Genomic DNA, 18,004 nt, shown 5'->3' on the forward strand with positions numbered 1-18,004 from the left:
GGAGCTATTTCTGAGCGTTCTCGGTCGCGCGCCCGTACGCGGCCGCCAGCTCGTCGATCCCCGCGTCCGGCTCCGCGGCGTGGGGGACCGACAGCGGCGAGACCGAGACCTCCCCGTCGATGACGGCCCGGCGGTCGGTGCCGACCGGGTCGGGCACGTCGCCCGCGTTCATCTTCCCCCAAATCGGGTCGGAGAAGGTGACGCGGCCGTTGCCGTCGTGGGCCGCCTCCATCCCGTACCACGGCGAGGGCGCGGTGACGCGCATCGGCGCCGGGGGGTCGGACCCGTCGTCCGCGCCCGCGATCGGGGCGTTGACGTTGAGGTAGTCGACGCGGTCGAACGCCCCGGTCGCGGTCGCCTCGGCGACGAGGTAGCGGGTCGCGGTGGTCGCGTGCTCGAACTCCGCCGGCTCCAGCTCCCGCTTCCACCAGTCGTCGCCGCCCGGGACGTACATCGAGGTCGCCACCGCGGGCACGCCGAAGAAGGCGGCCTCGACCGCGGCGGAGACGGTCCCCGACCGCCCGAGGGTGTACGCCCCGAGGTTCGCCCCCTCGTTACAGCCCGCGACCACGAGGTCCGCGTCCGGGACCAGCGCGTCGAGCCCCGCGACGACGCAGTCGACCGGGGTGCCGTCGACGGCGTAGCCGAGCTCGTGGTCCGCGATGTCGACCCCGTCGGAGAGGGTGCGCCCGGTAGACGATTGATCCTCGGTCGGCGCGACCGCCACCACGTCATAGTCGGCCGCGAGCGCGTCGTAGAGCGCTCTGAGGCCGACGGCGTCGATCCCGTCGTCGTTCGTCAACAGGACGCGTTCGACGCTCATACCGTTACTTCGGGCGGTTCGGGCAAAAGTCCACCGTCGGAGGCGAGGCCGGAGCGTGGCCACGGACTCGTCGGAGGCGAGGCCGGAGCGTGGCCACGGACTCGTCGGAGGCGAGGCCGGAGCGTGACCACGGACGCGGCGGAAGCGAGCCGGAGCGGTGTGCCGCCGCGGCGAACGGAAAGGCCCACGTACCTCGGATTCGATCGACCGGTATGGGATTCGGGGACACGGCGAAGAAGATCCAGACGCTCGCCGACAAGGCGGAGCGCACGTACCAGAAGATCAACGAGCTCCGCGAGGAGGTCGAGACGACGCAGTCGACGGTGCTCGACACTTCCGAACGGGTTCAGCGGCTCGAAAACGAGATGGCCGAACAGCGGGCCGTCCTCGACGCGGTCGCCGAGGAGGTCGGCGTCGATCTGGAGAGCGTGAGCACCGAGGCGCACATCACCGACGCCGAGGAGGCGGCTGCGGCCGACGACGCGGGCGACGCGGAATCCGACGACGACGCGACCGCCGCCGACGAGTCCGGCGACGAAACGTAACTCCGAGACGACCGACCTCGACGAACTCGAACTGACGGTGTGACGGGCCGAGTCCGGTTCCGGTAGGTCACAGCGAACCGAGGTGGAAGCTCACAGCGATGAGCGATAGCGGGAGTGTTGCAGATCGGTGGTGGATACACAGGATGTAAACACCCGTGAGCGGCGCCGCCGACCGCTTATAAGAACAATGCAGCCGGCGCGTGCCTCCGAGGCCGCTTCGCGGCCGAGGAGCACGCGCGAGGGACGCCGCGAGCGCTTTTAAGCGCGAGCGGCGAGGCTGGGGAGGCGTGAGGTGCTGTGCGGTTGCGGGTGGGTGGGACTCAAAGGGGCAGCCGTGAAGCGGGCGCAGGCAACGCAAGCACCGCAGGGAGCGAACGAAGTGAGCGACCGAGGAGCGCAGCGAGCGTGCGCCCGCTTCACGGCTGGGGCTTTGGAGGTCTCGTCCGCGTCGCTCAGCGGTTTATAAGCGATCGCGTCGTCGTACAGCCTCGCGGCTGAGTCCTTGGAGGTCTTCACCGCCCATGCACGGGCACCTCGATCACTCATAAACAACCGACAGCGACACCCCGATCCGGTTTATAAACAACCACATCGCCGTCTCGACGGACACGCTCCCGCTATCGATCAGATCAGTCGGTACCGATCGGCCGTGTCGGACTGACCCGCCACTAGAAGACGGGTTTCGCACACGACCGCGCCCTCCAGTCGCTGTGACGCCGGCGGACCCTCAGGCGTCGAAGGCACCGAAGGTGCCGGCGGTGAGGTAGCGCTCGCCGCTGTCCCAGAACACGGTGACGACGAGGGGTTCGTCGCCCGCGAAATCGCCCGACTCACGGAGCTCCTCGGCGACATCCTTGGCCGCGAGGTTGGACGCGCCGGAGGACTGCCCGACGAGCAGCCCCTCCTCGCGCGCGAGCCGGCGGCACTCGGCCTCGGCGCTGTCGATGTCGACCGTGTGCACCTCGTCGATCAGGCTCGTGTCGAGGTTCGGCGCGACGAACCCCGGCCCCATTCCCTGGAACGCGTCGTTTCCGGGCTCGCCGCCCGAGAGCACGGCGTTGTCGCTCGGCTCGACCGCGTCGATCCGCACATCGGGGAACGCCTCGCGAAGGCGCCGCCCGATCCCGGTGATGGTCCCGCCCGTGCCGACCCCCGCGACGAGGGCGTCGACGGTGCGGTCGCCGACCTGATCGAGGACCTCCGGGCCGGTCGTCTCGTAGTGGGCCCGGGGGTTCGCGGGGTTCTCGAACTGGCGGAGCTGGACCATGCCCGCGTCGCGTTCGAGCTCGTCGGCGCGCGCCTTGGCGTCGGAGATGTCGCCGTCGACGAGCTCCACGTCGGCGCCGTACGCGCGCATGAGCCGCCGGCGCTCGATCGACTTGCCCTCCGGCATCACGAGCGTCACGTCGTACCCCTTCACCGCGCCGACCATCGCCAGCCCGATACCCGTGTTGCCGGAGGTGGGCTCGACGATCCCGTCGCCGGGCGTCAGCTCGCCCGACTCTTCGGCCGCCTCGACCATGTACAGCGCCGGGCGGTCCTTCGCGGAGCCGCCGGGATTGCGCGACTCGACCTTCGCCGCCACCGTCGTCTCCGGCGGTGAGTCGACCCGCACGAGCGGCGAGCCGAGCGTGTCCAACGCGTCGTCGTCCATGTGCAACCCGAGGAGGGCGCCGCCCAAAGGCCCGGCGGACACCGGCAAAACGCGTCCGAAGGACCCCACCGACCCGTTGCCACCGACGCGGCGTTTACAAGCGTCGCCGGCGTATGACCGGGTATGACGCTCGAAACGCTCGATCCCGACTTCGAGGGCGCCCCGAACGCCCCCGACGCCGACGACTTCGACCAGGCCGTCCTCGACGCGCTCGCGGCCGACGACTACCGGTTCAACGTGTGGGGCGGCGACTGGTGTGGCGACTGTCAGCGACAGCTCCCGACCTTCGGCGCGGCGCTCGCCGCGGCCGGCGTCCCCGACGACCGCATCGAACACTTCCCGGTGACGAAGGGCCCAACCGGCAAAGAGGGCGAGGGCGTCGACGAGTACGGGATCGAGCTGATCCCCACGGTCGTCGTCGAGACCCCCGACGGCGAGGAGGTCGCCCGGTTCGTCGAGGAGGAAGACGTGTCGATCGCGGAGTACCTCGCGCGGGAGCTGGCGGGCGTGAGCGTCTAGAGGCGAACTGGGCGGCGGAGAGGGTTTTGGTGGAGACGACTTCGGAGCGAGTGGTGCTGCTCGTCAATCTTGGGTAACGCGAACACGGACTCGTAGGATTCCTGAATAAGCACGAGCGCAGTCGCTCTCGATGAGTAGAATACCGAAATTGGGTGGCTGGGGAGTCCCAGCCCACCAATCCCGCCCGGTCGAAGACCGGACGCGCAGTAGGTGGGCCAACACGGATTTGAACCGTGGACCTCCCGGTTATCAGCCGAGCGCTCAACCTGACTGAGCTATTGGCCCAGGTGAGCGCATTCGTTCGTTGCGCTGGTAGGATTTTAAGGGTTTCCTTTCGCGAATCGCCCGCAGGCGGTCGGTTTCAGATCGCGCCGGAAACGGCTCACGGGGAGGAGAACGCCCGCAGAAGACGCGCCTCAGTCGGTCCGCTCCGACTCGTCGTCCTCGACCGTGAAGTCCACGTCGACGACGTCGTCCGCGTGGTCCGGGTCGTCGAAGCGGTCGCCGTCGGCGTCACCGCCGGCGTTCCGACCGTCGAACTCGTCGTCGAAATCGCCCTGATCGAAGTCGCCGCCGCCGAAGTTTCCGTTCCCGCCGCCGAACCCGGCGCCGCCGCCCATCGTGAATCCGCCGCCGGCGCCGTCACCGTCGCCGCCGGGGAACCCGCCGATGTAGACGTTTCCGGTGGTGAACCCGCCGGTCTCGCTGTCGAGGTACGGGATCACCACGTACTTCTTGAGGGCCATGCGGATCGGGACCCGCGAGAGCGGGAGCGCGAGCAGGAACCCGACCGCGTCGGTGACGAGCCCCGGCGTGAGCAGGAACGCGCCGGCGGCGATCAACAGGCCGCCGTCGAGCAGTTCGTCGGTCGGGGGCTCGCCGCGGGCCAGCTTGCGCTGGACCCGCGCGAGCGTCGCGCGCCCCTCGGCGCGGAGGAGGAGCATCCCGAGGACGGCCGTCAACACGACGAGCGCGACGGTGACCGCCCACCCGAGACGCGTCGCGACGACGATCAGGAACAGCGCGTCCACGAGGGGGACGACGAGGAGCAGCGCGAGCAGCGTTCGCGGGCGCATACCGTCGCCTTCCCGCCGGGGACCCATAGCCCTTTTCGTCCCGGACTCCCGCCGTTTCTCCTTCGCCCCACCGTCCCCCGCCGTTACCGATCCGCGACCGCCACGGCTTTGACCGGGCGGTCCGAGCCGACCGTATGGACATCGTCGGCGCGCTCGGCCGCGATCCCCCGGACCGCGAGTCGCTGCCGCGGTGGCTCGCCCCGCTTCCGAAGGCGCTGGAAGACGTCGCCTTCCGGCTCGTCTGGGTGATCGTCGCCGTCAACCTCCTCGGCACCGCGTTCGGCTTCTGGTACTACCGGTTCCAGTTCCGCGAGCTCCCGGTCGAGATGTGGCCCTTCATCCCCGACAGCCCGGGCGCGACGCTCCTCATCGCGGTCGCGCTCGCGGCGTGGGCGCTCGGGCGGTCGAGCGACACGCTCGCGGCGCTCGCCTTCTTCGGGAACGTCAAGCTCGGGCTCTGGACCCCGTACGTGCTCGTCGTCTTCTACCCCGCGTTCCTCGCGAACTCGGGGCCCGCGATGTACGCGTTCCTCTTCGTGAGCCACCTCGGGATGGTCGTGCAGGCGTTCGTGCTCCACCGGATCACGGACTTCCCGCTGAAGGCGGTGGGAGTCGCGACCGCGTGGTACACGGTCGACCTGCTGATGGACTACTTCGTGCCCGTGATCGGCGGGGTGACCCACACGTCGATCCCCTACCCCGACGCCGAGCCGTGGTTCACGACGACCGTGCTGCAGGTCGCGGCCGCCGGCGCCGTCGCGCTCACCGTGATCCCGCTGTTCTGGGCGCTCGCGACGCGGGTCGCGACGCTCCGGTGTCAGCTCCGAACCGGGGAGCGGACCTGACCACTGACGCCGTCGACGGCGTCCTCCGTTTAAGTCCCCGCGGACCGTCGGGGACGCCATGAGCGCGTACGAGCGGATCGCGGACCTCTCGGTGACGATCGAATCGGTGGACCGGCGCCGGTACACCGGGAAAACGACCAGCGGGTTCGAGCGGACGACCACCGAGTTCCGTCTCACCGGCGACGGGGTCATCGGCCGCGGCGAGGACGTGACGTACGAGACCGAGGACCACGCCGCGCTCGTCGGGACCGACCCGATCGACATCGAGGGGGAGTGGACGATCGACGGGCTGTCGGCCCGTTTAGACGAGATCGATCTCTTCGCGCACAAGCCGCCAGAGCAAGAGTACTTCCGCAACTACCGCCGGTGGGCAGTCGAGAGCGCCGCGCTCGACCTGGCGCTCCGGCAACGCGGGGAGTCGCTCGGCGAATACCTCGGGATCGACCCCGATCCGGTCCGGTTCGTCGTCTCGACGCGGCTGGGAGAGCCGCCGACGACCGACCGCGTCGAGGAGCTGCTCGCGCTCGACGACGACCTGGAGTTCAAGCTCGACCCGACGCCCGACTGGCCCGAGGAGGCGTTCGTGACGCTCAGGGAGACCGACGCCGTCCGCATTTTGGACCTCAAGGGCTGGTACGAGGACACCGACGTCGACGTCGAGGCCGACCCCGAGCTGTACCGCGACGTGTTCGCCGCGTTCCCGGCCGCGATCGTCGAGGACGCCGCGTTCACGCCCGAGACGCGCCCGCTCGTCGAGCCGCAGGCGGACCGGCTCTCCTTCGACTACCCGATCGACGGCGTCGAGAGCCTCGAGTCGCTCCCGGTCGAGCCGGGGTGGTGCAACATCAAGCCCTCCCGATTCGGCACCCTCGAATCGCTGTTCGAGACGATCGCGTACTGCGAGGAACGGGGGATCGAGCTGTACGGCGGCGGCCAGTTCGAGCTCGCCAGCGGTCGGACCGCGATCCAGACGCTCGCCGCGCTCTTCTACCCCGGCGCGCCCAACGACGTGGCCCCCCGGCCGTTCAACGACCCCGAGGCGTCGCCGCCGTACCCGACGAGCCCGATCCGACCCGACCGCGACGCCGTCGGCCTCGAATTCTAGCCGGAGGCCTTGGCGATCTCCACGACAGATCGCGTCCCACGCCCCGTCACCCAGTGCATGAAACGGCGGTGAGTGATGGCGGGAGCCGGTAGTGCAGATCTGTGGACACGTGAGGGTATTTAAAAGAGAGGTGAGCGACGGCGACGACCGCTCATAAACACCCGCCGGCTCCGCGACGATCCGACTTATAAGCAACCACTCTACCACCGTGTGAGACTCACTCGCGCGATCACGCACGGCTGTGCCTGACCCAAGCAAACCCGTTGCGCCTGACTCAAGCAAAACGCGAGTCCGATCGGCGGGACGAAAACGTGACCTCCCGAATCCCCTCGTGTCAGTACGGCAGCACGCCGGTCGCGGTGGCGAGCAGCGTCACGCCGATCGCGAGCACCTGCGCGACGAAGAACGCCTTCGAGGAGGCCCACCCGAAGTACAGGAGCGCCGCGATCGGGATCGCTCCGATGACGGCCGGCCACAGGCCCTTGGTGAACAGGATTACGAGGAGGCCGGTCGTCGCGAGGATGAGCACGTCCATCCCGAGCGAGACGAGGTTCCGGCGCCGGATCTCCTCCGGGTCGAACATCCGGGCGAGTTCCCCGCGGCGGTCGCCCCGGTCGCCCCGGTCGTCCGCGGTCGACGTCGACTCCATCGTCAGTTATCCAGCGTCTCCTGGTGGGCGGTGTCGAGCGGGCTGACGATGTCCTCGGTCGCCGTGTCCGGGGAGGCCCACAGCCCTTTGAGCACCGACCAGAACTCCTCTTGGAACGGGTTCCCGAGCGCGTCGTCGAGGTCGGGCACGACCGTCACCTCGGCGGCGAGGTCCGGCAGGTTCGCCATGACCTCGATCTCGTAGGCCTCGTCCGGCACCTCGGTGTTGGAGGCGATGAACCCGCCGTCCTCGACCCACACCTGCTGGCCCTCTGCGGAGACGAACGAGCTCAGCGCCTCGCGGGCCGCGTCGACGTTGTCCGAGTACGCCGGCACGGTGAACCAGTTGACCGACGAGGAGATGCCGTCGACGCCCGGGAGCCGGAACACGCCGAGGTCGGACGGGTCCTGGACCGCGTCCTGGGCCGGCGTGAACGAGCCCATGAAGTACAGCGGGAGGCTGTTGTCCCAGAAGTACTCGTACTGGACGCCGAAGTCGCGCGTCTGGCTGAAGTACCCCTCCTCGTGGAGGGTCTTGATCTCGTCGAAGGCGGTCGCGATCCGGTCGTCGGTGAAGGAGGCGTCGCCGTCGATGAGGCCCTGCTGGAGTGCGGCGCCGTCGTCCTGCCGCATGAAGAAGCCCTCGGTGAGGTCGCTGAGCGGCCACCCGGTCCCGTTCCCGGAGGCGATCGGGGCGTCGACCCCCTCGATCGCCGCGAGCTCGTCGAGCAGCGTCATGAACTCGTCCCAGCTCTCCGGCTCGGAGAGGCCGTGCTCGTCGAAGAACGACTTCCGGTACCAGAAGCCGGGCTTGAGGTCCATCTTGAACGGCGCGGCGTACACCTCGCCGTCGACGGTCACCCGCGACGGGTCGACCGCGAAGTTCTCCGCGTCCCAGGCGTCGCCGACCGGCGCGAGGTGCCCGTTCTGCGCGTCCGAAATGATCCGCGCGGGCGAGGGCATCACGACGATGTCGGCGGAGGCGACGCCGGACTCGTAGTCCATCAGCGTGCCGGTGAGCAGGCTGTCGGTGTCGCGCGGGAAGTACTCGAGGCTCGTGCCGGTCGACTCCTCCACGTGGTCCATCACCTTGCTGAACGACTCCTGTTCGCCGCCGGACCAGACGCCGGTGATCTCGAGGCTCCCGCCGCTGCCTCCGTCGGACCCGTCCGAGCCGTCGCTGCCGTCGGACCCGTCCGAACCGTCCGAACCGTCACTGCCGTCGCCGCCGTCGCCGGAACAGCCGGCGAGCGCAACGCTCCCGAGCACCGACGCGGTGCCGGTCGTCTTCAGTACGTCCCGCCGCGTAGTACAGGATCGATCATCGGACATGTCGTTCCTACCCTGTCGGCCCACTCACTTCAAATTTGCTTATTAATTACTGCTATAGTTACTAACTACAACCGACCCCGTCCCGAAACGCGATCACGGTTTTTTATTGGCTCATCCCGGAGTATCGAGGACATGGCAGCCGGAGCCGACTCCGCCTCCGACCCGTCGCACCGCCTGAACCTCGTCTTGGTTCACTGTCACGACCTCGGCCAGCACCTCGGCTGTTACGGCGCCGACGTCGACACGCCCAACATCGACCGGATCGCCGCCGACGGCGCCCGGATGGCGAACAGCTTCTGTACGGCCCCGCAGTGCTCGCCGAGCCGGTCCAGCATGATGACCGGGTACTACCCCCACGAGAACGGCGTCATGGGGCTCGCGCACATGGGATGGTCGCTCGGCGACGACTGGGAGACCCTCCCGAAACACCTCCGGAAGGCGGGGTACGAGACGGCCCTCCTGGGGTTCCAGCACGAGGTCCCCGACGAGCCCGAGCGGCTCGGCTACGACTACGTCGACAGCGGGACGAAGCGCGCGCTCGACCTCGTGGACGTGGTGGACGACTTCTTCGCCGAGCGCGCCGACGCCGACGAGCCGTTCTTCGTCTCGATCGGCATCGAGGAGCCGCACCGCCCGTTCCGGCGCGAGTACCTGCCGGACAAGACGTACGACGGCGCCGACCCCGACGCGGTCGACCTCGGCGACTTCCCGTACCTCCCGGACGAACCCGGGGTCCGCGAGGACGCCGCCGACCTGAACGCGGTCATCTCGGAGGTCCTCGACCCGTCGGTGGGCCGGTACCGCGAGTCACTCGCCGACGCCGGGCTGGCGGAGGAGACGGTGTTCGTGTTCACGACCGACCACGGGCTCGCGATGCCGCGCGCGAAGGGCACCTGCTACGACGCCGGGATCGAGACCGCGCTCCTGGTTCACCAACCGGGCTCGGTCGAGGGCGGCGACATCCACGACGCTCTGGTCACCAACGTCGACTTCACGCCGACGATGCTCGATCTCCTCGGCGTCGACCCGCCGGCGGAGGCGTCGGGGGAGTCGTTCGCGCCGCTGCTCCGGGGCGAGCCGCACGAGGGGCGCGACCGGATCTTCGCCGAGATGACCTGGCACGACCGGTACAACCCGATCCGCGCGATCCGGACGGAGCGGTACAAGTACGTCCGGAACTTCTCGGTGCTCCCGAAGGTGTTCGTCCCGATGGACGTCGCGCCGACCGCCTCCGGCCGCGAGGTCCACGAGCGGTTCCACGTCCCGCAGCGCCCGACCGAGGAGCTGTACGACCTCGAGGCCGATCCCGACGAGTCGGAGAACCTCGCCTCCGACAAGAAGCCGTTCGAGCCGGCGGCGGCGGCGAGCGACCCCGACCCCGCCCACGCCGACGCCCTCGACCGGCTCCGCGAGGAGCTGGAGTCGTGGATGGCGGCGACCGACGACCCGCTGTTGGAAGGGCCGGTCCCGTACCCTGACGTGGAGTGAGCCCGTTTCGGAGCCGGTCGGCGGCTCCGGTCACGCCCGCCCGACCCGGACCGGTCCGTCTCGGTGTCTTTTATACACGCGGGTAGTCAAAAGATCGACATGGACACCGAGGAACTCCTGGAGACGCTCCAGGCGGCGGATCTCTCTTACTATCAGGCGAACGCGTACGTCACGCTGCTGGAACTGGGGACCGCGTCCGCGACGGAGGTCGCGCAGGCCAGCGACGTGCCGGACGCCCGGATCTACGACGTGTTGCGCGACCTCGACGACCTCGGCTACGTGGAGCTGTACGAACAGGAGACGTTCCAGGCGCGCGCGACCGACCCGGAGACGATCGTCACCGGGCTCACCGAGCGCGCGAGCGCGTTCGAGTCGGCGGCCGCGGAGATCGAGGAGCGCTACGAGCGCCCGACGCTGGACACCCAGACGGTCAGCATCGTCAAGCGCTTCGACACGGTGCTCGAGGCGGCCCGCACCTTCGTCCGCGACGCCGACATCCAGGTCCACGCGACGCTCACCCGCGACCAGTTCGAGGCCCTGCGGAGCGACCTCGCCGACGCCCGCGACCGCGGCGTCACGGTCAACGTCACGGTCCTCCGTCGCGACGGCGACGACCCCCTCGACGAGGACGACTACCGGGGCGCCGTGAGCGTCGCGCACAGCCTCTCGCGGCCCGCGCCGTTCGTGCTCACCTCCGACTTGCGACGCACCGCGTTCGCTCCGAACCCCGCCGCGATCGAGGATTACGGGCTAATCTTACGCAACCGGTCGTTCACGTACGTCTTCTTCTGGCACTTCCTGCTTTTCACGTGGCTCTCCTCGCCCGTCGTCTACGAGAGCGACGCGGGGTCGCCGAAGCAGTACGCCGACATCCGTCAGTTCCTCTTGGAGAACCGCGACCGACTCCGCGGGGACGACCCCCTCGCCGTCGAGATCGAAGGCCGCGAGACCGACAGCAACCGGACCGTGACCTTCTCCGGCACCGTCGTCGACGCCGAGCACGCCGAGGGCGAGACCGGCGTCGACGACGGTCGCGCCGACGCCGACCGCGAGCCGAGCGTGATGTCGCTGACCGGGACCGCCTCCATCGTCGTCGACGACGGGGACACCCGACGGTCCGTCGGCGGGTGGGGCGCGACCTACGAGGACGTGGAGGCGCACCGGATCGGCGTGCTGGACGCGGCGCCCGCGGACGGCCCCGAACCGGCGGAGTGACGGCCGGCGAACCAACGACCGGGAAGTGACGGCCGGGGCCGCCGACCCCGACCGGGAAGTGACGGCCGGCACCGCCGACCCCGACCGGGAATCGGCGCGACGCGCCGCTACGGGCGGATTTATCCTCGCCGCGACCGAGGCGAGACTCGTATGCATCCGCGTCCCTCGACCTTCTCGATCGCCGCGCGCGACCCGGAGACCGACGCCGTCGGCGTCGCCGTCCAGTCGAAGTTCGTCGGCGTCGGCGCCGTCGTGCCGTTCGTCAGCGCCGACGCGGGCGCGATCGCGACGCAGAGCTACGCGAACGTCGCCTACGGCCCCGACGGGCTCGGCCTCCTGCGGGAGGGTCGCGACGCCGCCGCGGTCGTCGACGAGCTCACCGACGCCGACGACGAGGCGCCCTCGCGACAGGTGGGCGTCGTCGGCGCCGACGGCTCGGTGGCCGCGTTCACCGGCGACGAGTGTCACGACCACGCGGGCGACCTGCAGGGCGAGAACTACACCGTCCAGGGGAACATCCTGGAGAACGCCGAGACGCTGACCGCGATGGCCGAGGCGTTCGAGGAGACGGCCGGCGGGCTCCCGGAACGGCTGATCGCGGCGCTCCATGCCGGCAACGAGGCCGGCGGCGACAAGCGCGGCGAGCAGTCGGCGGCCCTGTACGTCGCCAAGCCCGAGGGCGGGTACGACGGGCGCAACGACCGGTGGGTCGACGTGCGCGTCGACGACCACGACGCCCCGATCGACGAGTTAGAGCGGGTGTTCAAGCTGTACGACGTGACCCTCCTGGAGCGCGAGGCGCCCGACGACACCCGGGAGCTGACCGGCGAGACCGCCGCGGCGGTGGCGGCCGCGCTCGCGGACCTCGGGTTCCTCGACGAGGCGGAGACCGGCGGCGAGGCCGCCGCACGCGACGACCCCGAGTCGTTCGGCGAGGCCGAGCGCGAGGCCTTGGAGACGTTCCGCGGGATGAACAACTTCGAGAACCACCCGGTCCCCGTGCTCGAGGACGCCCTCGCTCGCGGCTGGGCCGACGCCGAGGGCGAAGGGGAGGACCGCCTCGTCGACGCGGTGTGGCACGGCCTCTCGCGGCTCGATCGGGTGTAGCCGGAATCCGCCGCGGCCGACCCGCGGGAGTATTTAAATCGCGACCTCCAAACGATCGCAATGACCGCGCCGAACCGGAACACGCTGTGGGCGCGCGCCCTCGTCGACGAGCTCGTCGCCGCGGGCGTCGACGCCGTCGTGGCCTCGCCCGGAAGTCGCTCGACGCCGCTGACGATGGCCGCCGCGCGAAACGACGACCTGCGCGTCTTCTCCCAGCTCGACGAGCGCTCGGCCGCCTACTTCGCGCTGGGCCGGGCGCGCCGGACCGGGACGGTGACGCCGCTGATCTGCACCTCCGGCACCGCCGCCGCCAACTACCACCCCGCCGTGATGGAGGCGAGCGAGGCCCGCGTCCCCCTGCTCGCGCTCACGGCCGACCGCCCGCCGGAGCTGCGCGACTCGGGCGCGAACCAGACCGCCGACCAGGAGAAGCTGTACGGCGACGCCGTCCGGTTCTACAAGGACCTCCCCGAGCCCGCCCCGAATGACCGCGCGCTCCGGTCGCTCCGGACCACCGTCGCCCGCGCCGTCGGGACCGCCGAGGGCGCCGACCCGGGACCGGTCCACCTCAACGTCCCCTTCAAGAAGCCGCTGGAGCCGACGCCGGTCTCGGGTGACGTGCCCGCCGACCTCGACCCGGTCGCCGAGAGCGGCCGCGACGGCCCCTACGTGGACGTGACGCCCGGATCCCCCGAGCCGGGCGACGAGGAGCTCCAGCGGCTCGCCAACGAGCTCGCGACGACCGACCGCGGGCTGATCGTCGCCGGCCCTGCAGACCCGCCGGGGCTCGACGCCGAGGCGGTCACGGCGCTGTCGCACGCGACGGGGTTCCCGGTCCTCGCCGACCCGCTCTCGGGCGTGCGGTTCGGCGGCCACACGCGGGTCGCGCCCGTGATCGGCGCCTACGACGCGTACCTCTCGGCCGCCGTCGCCGGCGAGGGATCCGTCGGGGAGGGATCCGCCGGGGAGGCAGACGACGGCGACGCGGACCCCGGCGGCGACTGGGCCGACCCCGAACTCGTCGTCCGGCTCGGGGCGTCGCCCACCTCCAAGCGCCTCCGCAAGTACCTGGCCGAGACGGGCGCCGAGCAGTACCAGGTCGACCCCGCCGGGCGCTGGCGCGAGGCCGAGTTCGCGGCGACCGACCTCGTGGTCGCCGAGCCGAGCCGCCTCTGCGCCCGCCTCTCCCGGCTCGTTCCCGGGGGCGGGAGCGACCCCGACTGGCGCGCGCAGTGGGAGGACGCCGACCGAGCGGCGAGGGAGATCCACGGTCGGGAGAGCGACGACGCTCTCACCGCCTCCGACGGCGACGGGCCCGCCCCCTTCCACGAGGGCGACGCGCTCCGCGCGGTGGCCGACGCGCTCCCCGACCCCGCGACGCTGTTCGTCTCCAACTCGATGCCCGTCCGCGACCTCGACCGCTTCGTCGGCCCGACGACGACGAGCGTCACCGCGCTCGGCAACCGCGGCGTCTCCGGCATCGACGGGATCGTCTCCAGCGCGCTCGGCGCCGGCTCGGCGACGACCGACGACCTCACCCTCGTCGTCGGCGACCTGGCGCTGTACCACGACAGCAACGGCCTGCTCGCTATCGACCGCTGCGACGCCGACGTGACGGTCGTGCTGATCAACAACGACGGCGGCGGGATCTTCCACGCGCTCCCGATCGAGTCGTTCGAGCCGGAGTTCACGGAGTCGTTCAAGACGCCGCACGGCCTCGCGTTCGAGCCGCTCGCCGACCTCCACGGGCTCGAATACGCGCGGATAGACGCGCGACCGGACGCCGCCGAGTCCGCCGCGGACGCCCTCGGCGACCTCGCCGACGCGTACGCCCGGGCTCGCGACGCGGACGGCTCGCACCTGATCGAGGTCCGGACCGACGCCGAGTCCAGCCACCGCACCCGCGAACGCCTCGAAGCGGCGGTCGAGCGCGCGGTTCACGGAGGATCCGTCGGCGACGGCGGCGCCTAAGGTCACCCCGTTTCGATCCCACTCACTCCGCGATCGGCTCGCCGGCCTCGAACGTGGCCCAGTTGAGCACGACGAACAGGAGCGCGAGGAGCCCCGCGAGCGTCGCGAACGCCAGCGACCACCGGCGCTGGTCCGCCGGCGACAGACCGAACCGGGCCGCGACCCGTCGGGTCGAGACCGCGCCGGAGAGGAACAGCGAGGCGCCGATCGCGGCGACGTGAACGCCGCCCAGTAGCGACCCCGGAAGCAGCAGGAGCCCCAGCGCGCCGAGCGCGGCGCCGACGAGCATCGCCAGCAGGGGCAGTACGCGGACCGAGCCCTCGGCGTCCGCGGACTGGGACGCGCTCACGGACTCACCCGAGCGACGGTGCTCGCGCTCAGATCGCACTCCTCCGCGGTCACCTCGCCGACGATCCGGTAGCGGCCCGGCGGCGGATCTCCCCACGTCGCCTCGTAGGTGGCCGTCTCGCCCGGTTCGAGCGTCTCGCTTCCGAGCACCTGCGTGAACATCCGGCCGGTGCCGTACCGCCAGACCGGGTCGTCGTCGAGGGAGGACTCTTCGCGGTCCCCGTCTTCCCCTTCCGCCCCCTCGATCCGATAGGCCGCGAAGTCGGCGCGCTGGCCGGTCCGGAACCGCAGGGTCTCGGGCGCGTCGCCTCCGTTTCGGACCGTCAGGACGAGGTCGATCCCGCCGGCGTCGCTGACGTTGCCGTCGTCACTGGCGTCGCCGTCGTCGCCGGTGTCGATCGCGAGCGCGGCGTCGAGCATGCCGGTGTGTCTCGCGGGGATCGGCTTAAATACACGTGGCGGGCGTCGGGGGGTCTCTGACCCCTCTCTTCCGGCGACGACGCGCCTAAGTCGCGGCTCCCCCTACGGGAGCGCGTGCAGGTCGTCGGCTACGAGTCGGGCGAGGGGCTCTCGGTCGCCAGCGGCGGCGCCGTCGAGTTCGTCGAGGCGACGCCCGGCACGGAGCTCGCCTTCGGGCTCGGCGACCGCCGCTGCGCCGGGACGGTCCACGACGGCGAGCACGTCGCCTGCGACGCCGACGACGCCCCGTACTGCGACGCCCACCGTCACGTCTGGGTCTGCGCCCGCTGTACGGGCACCTGTCTGAAAGACGAGATGGACTGCCACGAGGCGCACGCGGTGTACCTCGCCGCGTTCGCGCCGGACGTGTTGAAGGTGGGCGTCACGCGGCTGTGGCGGCTGGAGACCCGGCTGCGCGAGCAGGGCGCCGACCGGGGGGCGCACATCCGGACGTACCCGGACGGGCGGATCGCGAGAGAGATCGAGGCCGAGCTGGCCGAGCGCGACGACCTCGTCGACCGCGTGCGCGTCCCGACGAAGCTCGCCGGGTTCGGCCGGGACGTGGACGATGCGGTGTGGGAGTCGCTCCTCGCGGGGTTCGACCCCATCGAGCGGTTCGCGTTCGATCACGGCCTCGACCTCGACGACCGGCCCGTCGCGGAGACGATGGCGGCGGGGACGGTGCGCGGCTGGAAGGGGCGCGTGCTCGTGCTCGACCGCGACGGGTCGACGTACGCGGTCGACGCCCGGGATCTGGTCGGCTACGAGCTCACCGAGGAGGTCCCCCACCGCGAGCTGCAGTCGAGTCTGGGCGCGTTCGGCGGGTAAAAGCCGGAACTTTCGGGACGGCTCACTCCACCCGCCGGAACCGGTGTCGCACCACGTCGGCGTCGTCGTCCCAGTCGAAGCTCCCGCCGTGCGCGCGGACCATCCGCTCTTTGTACGCCGAAAGCGACGGCGACCCCTCCCGTTTCGCGTCCTCGTCGGTCATGTCGCCGAGGGTGCGCTCCGTCACCTCGGTGAGTTCGAACGTCACGCCGTCGATCTCGAAGGTGTCGCCTTCCTCGCCGTAGCGGTTCCCGCGGTGGAGCTGGGTCACGTCGCCGTCGAGCGCGCTCTGTTTCACGCGGTCGTTCGGAAGCAAGTCGGCCGGGTCGGTGTCGGACATGTCCGATCGTTGGGCGCGGATCGGTTTATAAGCGCTGGCGGTGGGTCGAGGGGACGCGACCCGTGATGACGCGCCCCGCGTTCTGCGAATCTCGAAACGGCCGAGCGCGGCGATCACCACGGACGTGAACACCCTCGTCGGCGGCCGAGGCGAGGGATTCAAGATACTGCCGGTCCCCTTCTCCGACGATGCGTCAGGACCACCTCATCACCGCGACCCAGCTCTCGCGGGATGACATCGAGGCGGTGCTCGACCGGGCCCGCGAGGTCGCCGACGACCCCGACGCCTACGCGGACCGGCACGCCGGACGCGTGCTCGCGCTCTGCTTTTTCGAGCCGAGCACGCGCACCCGGATGAGCTTCGACAGCGCGGCCAAACGCCTCGGGATCGACACCATCGACATGGGGGACGTGGACTCCTCGTCGGTCTCGAAGGGGGAGTCGCTCACCGACACCGTCCGCGTCATCGAGGGGTACGCGGACGCGCTGGTGCTCCGCCACCCGAGCGAGGGCGCCGCGACGCTGGCCGCGGAGCACGTCTCGGTCCCCGTCGTCAACGCGGGCGACGGCGCCGGCCAGCACCCCTCTCAGACCCTCCTCGACCTCCACACGATCCGCGAGAATCACGGGCTCGACGACCTCACAATCGGGATCATGGGCGATCTGAAGTACGGTCGAACCGTCCACTCGCTGGCGGCCGCGCTCACGGAGTTCGACGTGAACCAGCACTTCATCAGCCCGGAGTCGCTCCGGCTCCCGCGCTCCGTGCGCTTCGACCTCCACGAGACCGGCGCGCAGATCCGCGAACACGAGGAGCTCGACCCGGTCTTGGAGGAGCTCGACGTGCTGTACGTCACCCGAATCCAGAAGGAGCGGTTCCCGGACGAGAACGAGTACCACCGCGTCGCGGGCGAGTACCGGATCGACGCCGAGACGCTCGAAGCCGCCTCCGACGATCTGACCGTGATGCACCCGCTCCCGCGGGTCGACGAGATCGCGCCGGACGTCGACGAGACCGATCACGCGACCTACTTCGAGCAGGCGCACAACGGGGTCCCGGTGCGGATGGCGCTGCTCGACACCCTCCTGGAGAACGCCGAGGCCGCCGAGGGAATGGAGGTGGGCCGATGAGCGAACACGAGCTCCGCGTCTCGAAGATCCGCGACGGCACCGTGATCGACCACGTCGAGGGCGGGCAGGCGCTCAACGTGCTCGCGATCCTCGGCATCGACGGCTCCGAGGGGTTCGGCGTCTCGGTCGGGATGAACGTCCCCTCGGACCGGCTCGGTCGCAAGGACATCGTGAAGGTCGAAGAGCGAGAGCTCTCGCAGTCGGAGGTCGACGTGCTCTCGCTCATCGCGCCCGAGGCGACGATTAACATCGTCCGCGACTTCGAGGTCGTCGAGAAGAACCGCGTCACCCGCCCCGACAGCGTGACCGGCGTGCTCTCGTGTCCGAACCGCAACTGTATCACGAACGCCGACGAGCCGGTCGACACCCGGTTCGACGTGGTCGCCGACGGCGTCCGCTGCGACTACTGCTCAACGATCCTGCGCGCGGACATCGCCGATCACATCGACGTGTGACGGCCGGTCACATCGATGTGTGACGGGCGACCACATCGACGTGTGGCGGGGGCGCTCCCGTCGGATCGGCCGACGACCACGACGGCGCTCCGGTCGGCGACCGCGGCGGCGATCGA

19 protein-coding genes and 1 tRNA gene are annotated in these 18,004 nt (G+C 70.4%); 11 read left to right on the forward strand and 9 right to left on the reverse strand.

Annotation, left to right across the window (positions count from 1 at the left end):
- Positions 1–4 precede the first annotated feature (4 nt).
- Positions 5–823 carry a 5'/3'-nucleotidase SurE gene (gene surE, locus JIN95_RS13075; protein ID WP_095635843.1) on the reverse strand — a complete coding sequence of 273 codons (819 nt, stop codon included), beginning with the start codon at positions 821–823 and terminating at the stop codon, positions 5–7.
- Between the two features lie 212 nt (positions 824–1,035).
- On the opposite strand from surE, the gene JIN95_RS13080 reads away from it, so the two are divergent.
- The gene (locus JIN95_RS13080; protein ID WP_095635842.1) at positions 1,036–1,368 is read left to right on the forward strand and encodes a DUF5798 family protein; all 333 of its coding nucleotides are present in this window, start codon (positions 1,036–1,038) and stop codon (positions 1,366–1,368) included.
- A gap of 727 nt (positions 1,369–2,095) precedes the next feature.
- Here the strand turns inward: JIN95_RS13080 and JIN95_RS13085 are convergent.
- A complete protein-coding gene (locus tag JIN95_RS13085; protein WP_200531765.1) occupies positions 2,096–3,022 on the reverse strand; it encodes a PLP-dependent cysteine synthase family protein in 927 nt (308 codons plus the stop codon).
- A 123-nt stretch (positions 3,023–3,145) separates the two neighbouring features.
- Between JIN95_RS13085 and JIN95_RS13090 the strand changes: the two genes are divergently transcribed.
- Positions 3,146–3,541: a thioredoxin gene (locus tag JIN95_RS13090; protein ID WP_200531766.1), complete on the forward strand. Its 396-nt coding sequence runs from the start codon at positions 3,146–3,148 to the stop codon at positions 3,539–3,541.
- 211 nt (positions 3,542–3,752) lie between these two features.
- Here the strand turns inward: JIN95_RS13090 and JIN95_RS13095 are convergent.
- Positions 3,753–3,826: transfer RNA gene (locus JIN95_RS13095), tRNA-Ile, on the reverse strand.
- Positions 3,827–3,957: 131 nt separating this feature from the next.
- Positions 3,958–4,617 (reverse strand): FxsA family protein, encoded by a 660-nt coding sequence (locus JIN95_RS13100; RefSeq protein ID WP_200531767.1) that lies wholly within the window; start codon positions 4,615–4,617, stop codon positions 3,958–3,960.
- 134 nt (positions 4,618–4,751) lie between these two features.
- Here JIN95_RS13100 and JIN95_RS13105 point away from each other — a divergent pair, with 134 nt between their 5' ends.
- A complete protein-coding gene (locus JIN95_RS13105) occupies positions 4,752–5,462 on the forward strand; it encodes a DUF1405 domain-containing protein (protein ID WP_200531768.1) in 711 nt (236 codons plus the stop codon).
- Positions 5,463–5,520: 58 nt separating this feature from the next.
- A complete protein-coding gene (locus JIN95_RS13110; RefSeq protein WP_200531769.1) occupies positions 5,521–6,567 on the forward strand; it encodes a hypothetical protein in 1,047 nt (348 codons plus the stop codon).
- 334 nt (positions 6,568–6,901) lie between these two features.
- Here JIN95_RS13110 and JIN95_RS13115 read toward each other — a convergent pair whose 3' ends face one another.
- Both JIN95_RS13115 and JIN95_RS13120 read right to left on the reverse strand, forming a co-directional pair.
- Positions 6,902–7,216 (reverse strand): hypothetical protein, encoded by a 315-nt coding sequence (locus tag JIN95_RS13115; protein ID WP_095635835.1) that lies wholly within the window; start codon positions 7,214–7,216, stop codon positions 6,902–6,904.
- Between the two features lie 2 nt (positions 7,217–7,218).
- A complete protein-coding gene (locus tag JIN95_RS13120) occupies positions 7,219–8,484 on the reverse strand; it encodes an ABC transporter substrate-binding protein (RefSeq protein WP_095636240.1) in 1,266 nt (421 codons plus the stop codon).
- Positions 8,485–8,679: 195 nt separating this feature from the next.
- Between JIN95_RS13120 and JIN95_RS13125 the strand changes: the two genes are divergently transcribed.
- The 4 genes from JIN95_RS13125 (at position 8,680) to menD (ending at position 14,328) form a co-directional block, all read left to right on the forward strand.
- A complete protein-coding gene (locus JIN95_RS13125) occupies positions 8,680–10,035 on the forward strand; it encodes a sulfatase (protein WP_200531770.1) in 1,356 nt (451 codons plus the stop codon).
- Between the two features lie 99 nt (positions 10,036–10,134).
- On the forward strand, positions 10,135–11,250 hold the full coding sequence (locus JIN95_RS13130; protein ID WP_200531771.1) for a TrmB family transcriptional regulator sugar-binding domain-containing protein: 1,116 nt from the start codon (positions 10,135–10,137) through the stop codon (positions 11,248–11,250).
- Between the two features lie 150 nt (positions 11,251–11,400).
- Positions 11,401–12,357, forward strand: coding sequence for a DUF1028 domain-containing protein (locus tag JIN95_RS13135; RefSeq protein WP_200531772.1), 957 nt, complete (start codon positions 11,401–11,403; stop codon positions 12,355–12,357).
- 60 nt (positions 12,358–12,417) lie between these two features.
- Complete coding sequence (menD, locus tag JIN95_RS13140) at positions 12,418–14,328, forward strand: 2-succinyl-5-enolpyruvyl-6-hydroxy-3-cyclohexene-1-carboxylic-acid synthase (protein WP_200531773.1); 1,911 nt, start codon at positions 12,418–12,420, stop codon at positions 14,326–14,328.
- A gap of 22 nt (positions 14,329–14,350) precedes the next feature.
- On the opposite strand, the gene JIN95_RS13145 is transcribed toward menD, so the two are convergent.
- Both JIN95_RS13145 and JIN95_RS13150 read right to left on the reverse strand, forming a co-directional pair.
- Positions 14,351–14,677, reverse strand: coding sequence for a hypothetical protein (locus JIN95_RS13145; RefSeq protein ID WP_198951490.1), 327 nt, complete (start codon positions 14,675–14,677; stop codon positions 14,351–14,353).
- Positions 14,674–15,096: a BsuPI-related putative proteinase inhibitor gene (locus JIN95_RS13150; protein ID WP_095635830.1), complete on the reverse strand. Its 423-nt coding sequence runs from the start codon at positions 15,094–15,096 to the stop codon at positions 14,674–14,676. Before JIN95_RS13150 ends, JIN95_RS13145 begins: the two co-directional genes overlap by 4 nt.
- Before the next feature lie 114 nt (positions 15,097–15,210).
- On the opposite strand from JIN95_RS13150, the gene JIN95_RS13155 reads away from it, so the two are divergent.
- A complete protein-coding gene (locus JIN95_RS13155; protein ID WP_200531774.1) occupies positions 15,211–15,963 on the forward strand; it encodes a DUF2797 domain-containing protein in 753 nt (250 codons plus the stop codon).
- A gap of 22 nt (positions 15,964–15,985) precedes the next feature.
- Here the strand turns inward: JIN95_RS13155 and JIN95_RS13160 are convergent, their stop codons facing one another.
- Positions 15,986–16,303, reverse strand: coding sequence for an ASCH domain-containing protein (locus JIN95_RS13160; protein ID WP_095635828.1), 318 nt, complete (start codon positions 16,301–16,303; stop codon positions 15,986–15,988).
- A gap of 188 nt (positions 16,304–16,491) precedes the next feature.
- Here JIN95_RS13160 and pyrB point away from each other — a divergent pair, with 188 nt between their 5' ends.
- Positions 16,492–17,433 (forward strand): aspartate carbamoyltransferase, encoded by a 942-nt coding sequence (gene pyrB, locus JIN95_RS13165; protein WP_095635827.1) that lies wholly within the window; start codon positions 16,492–16,494, stop codon positions 17,431–17,433.
- Positions 17,430–17,888 (forward strand): aspartate carbamoyltransferase regulatory subunit, encoded by a 459-nt coding sequence (gene pyrI / locus JIN95_RS13170; protein WP_050026268.1) that lies wholly within the window; start codon positions 17,430–17,432, stop codon positions 17,886–17,888. The genes pyrB and pyrI overlap by 4 nt, the downstream gene beginning before the upstream one ends.
- Positions 17,889–18,004: the final 116 nt, after the last annotated feature.

This window comes from Halorubrum sp. LN27, assembly GCF_016635065.1.
GTDB classification, from domain to species: Archaea; Halobacteriota; Halobacteria; order Halobacteriales; family Haloferacaceae; genus Halorubrum; species Halorubrum salipaludis.